Source organism: uncultured Helcococcus sp., assembly GCF_946998255.1.
Taxonomy (GTDB): Bacteria; Bacillota; Clostridia; order Tissierellales; family Peptoniphilaceae; genus Helcococcus.
The window spans coordinates 1-5,195 of the sequence record NZ_CAMPYN010000068.1; the positions used below are offsets into that span (position 1 = coordinate 1).

General features: G+C 29.1%; 4 protein-coding genes. All 4 read left to right on the top strand.

Features of this window, described 5'->3' with window-relative positions; translation table 11 throughout:
• The first annotated feature begins 106 nt into the window (after positions 1 to 106).
• Positions 107 to 1,054, top strand: coding sequence for an Abi family protein (locus Q0U66_RS05305; RefSeq protein ID WP_297378333.1), 948 nt, complete (start codon positions 107 to 109; stop codon positions 1,052 to 1,054).
• Positions 1,054 to 2,190, top strand: coding sequence for an exonuclease SbcCD subunit D (locus Q0U66_RS05310; RefSeq protein WP_297378341.1), 1,137 nt, complete (start codon positions 1,054 to 1,056; stop codon positions 2,188 to 2,190). Before Q0U66_RS05305 ends, Q0U66_RS05310 begins: the two co-directional genes overlap by 1 nt.
• The gene (locus Q0U66_RS05315) at positions 2,177 to 4,915 is read left to right on the top strand and encodes an SMC family ATPase (protein WP_297378335.1); all 2,739 of its coding nucleotides are present in this window, start codon (positions 2,177 to 2,179) and stop codon (positions 4,913 to 4,915) included. Before Q0U66_RS05310 ends, Q0U66_RS05315 begins: the two co-directional genes overlap by 14 nt.
• A 47-nt stretch (positions 4,916 to 4,962) precedes the next feature.
• The coding region (locus Q0U66_RS05320; RefSeq protein WP_297378338.1) for an aromatic acid exporter family protein at positions 4,963 to 5,195 on the top strand (233 nt) is incomplete at its 3' end.

Here is a 5,195-nt window from a genome sequence, read left to right on the forward strand (position 1 = left end):
TTTTAAGTTTCCTCGTCTTTTTTGTGTTTGGGACTTATGCAACAGCCCCTTTTTTTATATTTACAATAAACTTTTCAGCTATGGTAAAATTATATAGAGGTGACTTATGTTTGAATATTTTAAATCGACTGACCAACAAATTGATATATTAAAATCTAGAGGACTTATTATAAATGATGAGAAAAGAGCTAAGGAAGTCTTACTTAGATACAATTATTATAAAATAATAAATGCTACCCTTCCTTTTTTTACAGAAAAATCCAAAAATGGAAAGTTTAAATATAGAGAAGGAACTAATTTTTTAGACTTATATGAGGTCCATCATTTTGACAAGGAATTGAAAAAGATATTGCTTTCACAAATGCTTGAAATAGAAAGAATAGCAAGGTCTATTATTTCCTATAAATTTACTGAAAAATATCCTAAAAAGAATTCTTATTTGAATGCGGATAATTATAACAAACAGGACAAGTCTTTTGCTTTGATCACTATCGATAGTATAAAAGAGACAATAGAAAAATATAGGGAAGAGGATAATTATAATAAATCTATAAATTACTATTTAAATAAATATGGCTTTGTACCTTTTTGGTTTATCATAAACTTCTTATCTTTTGGCAGGGTTGTAAATATATATGAAATCTTAGATTATAAGCTAAAAGAAGATATAGCTGATGAATTCCAAAAATTTGTAGAAGAAAATTTATCTTTAGACATGAGAGAATTTCTGACTCCATCCATGCTTGAATCATTTTTAAGAAGTGCGAAAGATATTAGAAATATAGCTGCCCACGATAATTTAATCTTGGGGCATAGATTTGATGATGTTGAATATTTCCAATGCATCCATTCCAAATATGGGATAAAGAAAAATGATAAAAGAACAAAACTTTTTGATAGTATGGTAATTCTCCAAGCTCTTATTCCACAGGCTTATTTTAAAGATATTACAAAAGAAATTGAATTATTAGTAGAAGATTTAAAATCTAGGATAGATGCTAGAGCCTTTGAATTGATCATGGATGCTATAGGATATAGGAAAGAGGTAGATTGATGAGATTTATGCATCTTGCAGACTTGCATTTGGGGAAAAATGTGAATGGTTATTCCTTGATAAAAGACCAGGAATACGCCCTTGAACAAATAATAAAACTCCTAAAAAAGGAGAAGATAGATACCTTGCTCATTGCTGGAGATATTTACCAAAGTTCAGTTCCTAGCATAGAGGCTACAAAACTATTTTCTAAATTTTTATCTCAGTTAAAAGATTTAAAAATGAAAGTTTTGGTTATAAGTGGTAACCATGATTCTTCTGATAGGTTAGCCTATGCAAATAGCTTTTTGAAAGATTCTGAAATTTACATATCTGATACTTATAGTGGAGAAATTGAATGTGTAAGACTTGAAGATGAATATGGGCCAATAAATTTTTATTTATTTCCATACTTAAAACCTTCAGATGTCAGACCCTATTTTGAAGAAAAAATATCTAGCTATGAAGAGGCCATTAGGGCAGTTATAGATTCTATAGAAATAAATGAAGAAGAAAGAAATATTATCCTTTCCCACCAATTTATATTAAATGCTGAATTATCAGATTCAGAAGAAATATATGCTGGTTTATTAGAGGCTGTTTCTGAAAAACTATATGATAAGTTTGACTATGTAGCCCTAGGCCATATCCATAAAAAGCAAAACTTTTTGGGAGGTAAGGCAAGATACCCTGGAGCCTTATTAAAGTTTTCTGCTACAGAAGCAAACTATGATAAAACCATAACTATAGTAAACTTAAAAGAAAAAAACAATCTAATAGTTGAAGAATTTAAGATTGATTATATGAGAGATATGAGGATAATAAAAGGTTTTTATAAGGACATCATAGAGGCTTCAAAAAATGATAAAGCTAGGGAAGACTATATTCATATTGAGCTTTTGGATGAAGATGAAATCTATGATGGTTTTAATCAATTAAGAAATATTTATCCAAATATCATGACCTATAAGTACAAAGATAGGCAGGTAAATGTAGAAGATTTAGAAGATTTTGCTGAAAAAACTGACAACAAAACTCCACTTGATTTATTTACAGAATTTTATCAAACAATATTAGGAAAAAATATAACAGATGATAAGTTGGAAATTATAAAAAGCGAAATAGAAGATATATGGGGGAATGATGAGAGTAACTAGGCTTGAACTCCAAGCTTTTGGACCCTTTAAAAACAAAGAAATAATTGATTTTGATAAGTTTGGTGAAGAAGGTTTATTTTTGATTTCTGGGCAAACAGGATCAGGAAAAACTTCTATTTTTGATGCTATTTCCTATGCCTTATTTGATAGTTCTTCTACAGGTGATAGAAATGAAGGAATGTTGAGATATTCTGGTGCAGACTTGGATACGGACACCTATGTGAAGTTATCATTTGTTTATAGAGGTAAAGCTTACACTATAAAGAGATATCCTGAATATCTTAGAAATAAATTGAGAGGACAAGGAACTACTCTTTCAAAAAAATCTGTAGAATTAAAATTGCCAGATGGTCAATATATAAGTGGGGTCAATGAAGTCAATACTTATATAAAGGACCTCTTGGGAATAAATAAAGACCAGTTCAATCAAATCATGATGCTTGCCCAGGGTAAATTTATGAAATTTATAAAAGCTAGCAATGATGATAAGGCGAAATTGTTTAGAGAAATTTTTGCAACAGAAAAATTTAATAGGCTTGAACAAAATATAAGAGAAAAATATTCTAAAATAAATTCGGACCTAAGTGTTTTAATGACAAGTAAAGAAAATACTATAGAAAATTTTATAGTGGCTTCTGAATATTACGATGATTTTATAGAGGCTAAACTTTCTTCAGGTCAGGAATTGATTGACTTTCTGTATAGATACAAAGATAGCCAAGAAGCAGAGATAAGTAAGCTTACAAAAAAGATAGATGAAGAAAGTAAAATTATAAGCAAAGACCAAGCTCTATTAGATAAGGTCTATACTTATATGGAAACAAAAGATAAACTGGTAAAATCTCAAAAAGACTTAGAGAAATTAGAACTTGATTTTGAAGATGCTAAGAAAGAATATGAGGGTCTCGATAAAAAAGAAAAGACTGTAATTGACTTAAATAGGACCTTGGATAGGTTAAGCGATGAAAAAGACAAGCTTAAAATTATAAAAGATTTGAAAAAAAATATTTATTCATTAGAAGATGAAATTGCTAGTCATGAAAAAAACTTGCTAGGAATTCAATCAGACATTAAAGATCTAACTAGCCAGTTTGATAAAATAGAAGAATTTATAAAAAATAATTCAGTTAAAAAAGAAGAAAAAATAGTCTTGGAAAATAAAAAAGATAAACTTGAAGAAAAAGTTTCAACTCTAAAAGAAATAAAAAATATGATAGCTGACCTTGAAGCTGCAAGAAAAGACCACCAAGTTTATGAAGAAAAATATAGGCTAAAAAAAGAAGAATTAGACAAAAAGCAAGGTGAATATAAACATTTAGAAGACTTATACTTTGAATACCAAGCAGGCATATTAGCTTCTAAAATAAAAGAGGGTCAAGCTTGTCCAGTTTGTGGGTCTACCCACCATCCAAATAAGGCTTCTTTAAGTGACTCTGTGCCTGAAAAAGAAGATTTAGACCTAAAAAAAAGTCAAGTAAATTCATTGTCACAAGAGTTTGAAAAGATTAAAGTAACTTTGATAAATAAAAATAACGAAAAAGATAATCTAGACAAACAAATTGAAGACAAATCGGCTAAAGAAAAGATAAATAGGGAAGATTTGAACAAGGCTCTTGAAGATAAGAAGGCTAAGCTTGACCAAGTTAAAAATCAAATAAGTGATACAGAAAATATTTTAACTGACCTTGAGACTAAGGAAGAGGAAAAGATCGGATTAAAAAATAAAGTCTCAAAAAAAGAAAAAGAACTAAATACGATAAATGAAAAATTAATTTCTTCAAAAGAAAAGTTAAATAACTATAAAATTAGAAAAGAAGAGGAAGTTAAAAAGCTATCCTATAAGGATCCAATAAAGTTAGATGAAGAGTTAGAAAATGTAGCTTTGCAGCTTAAAAACTTAGATCAAGATATGAAAGAGATAAAAACTAAGTACCAGACAGCAAACAACAAGTACATTTCAAAGGGTCAAGAAATAGATAGTCTAAAGGATTCCTTAGACGAAAAATACAATATAGATCCTGAAAGTATTGAATTAGACTTGAAAGAAAAAACGGACATATTAAAAGATTTAAGAGAAGATTTAACTAAATTCAAAGCAAACTTAATAACAAATAATAAGAATTTAGACCTCTTAGAAAAAATCGAAAAAGATCTTGGGAAAAAAGAAAAAGATTATCAAAATTACACTGAAATATATAAATTATTGAGTGGGCAAGTGAGTGGAGTTGGCAAGGTAAAGTTTGAAACTTTTATCCAACTAAAATACTTTGACCAAGTCTTGCAGTCTGCCAATAAGAGACTTTATGAAATGACCCAGGGTAAATTTTCTCTAAAGAGAAAGGTAAATCCTACTAATAAAAACTCTCAAATGGGCTTGGATATAGAAGTTATAGATCACCACAATCAAACTATTAGAGATGTAAATACCCTATCAGGTGGAGAAGGCTTCCAAGCTTCCTTATCACTAGCCTTAGGATTATCAGACATTGTTCAAATGAATGCGGGTGGCATACAATTAGATTCAATGTTTATAGATGAGGGATTTGGTAGTTTAGATACGGAAACCCTGGCCAGTGTAATGAAAAACCTAAGTAAAATATCTAACTCAAATAAATTAGTAGGTATCATATCTCATGTAGAAATACTTAAAGAGCAGATAGACAAGAAAATATTGGTAGAAAAAAATAAATCTGGATATTCTAGAGTGGTTAAACAAATTTATTGATTGTAATTTAATATAGGTGTGATAATATCTATATTATGGAGTGAAAAATGAAGAAAACAATTATGGGACTTAGATCATTAAAAACAATTATAGCTGTAACTATAGCTTATTTTGTAGGTTATTTTATACCTAATTTAAGTGAAGCCTTGATGGCAGCAGCCGCTATAACTGCTATGGATATATCAATTTCTGATTCTTTTAGATCAGGATTTGTTAGGATATTTACAAATATAATAGCTATTGCGACATCTTTTATACTTCAAAGTTTAAATTTAGTTAA

Bases quoted from the DNA above. Each gene is read 5' to 3' on its own strand.
- Q0U66_RS05305 (WP_297378333.1), top strand. From the start codon at position 107: ATGTTTGAATATTTTAAATCGACTGACCAACAAATTGATATATTAAAA.
- Q0U66_RS05310 (WP_297378341.1), top strand. From the start codon at position 1,054: ATGAGATTTATGCATCTTGCAGACTTGCATTTGGGGAAAAATGTGAAT.
- Q0U66_RS05315 (WP_297378335.1), top strand. From the start codon at position 2,177: ATGAGAGTAACTAGGCTTGAACTCCAAGCTTTTGGACCCTTTAAAAAC.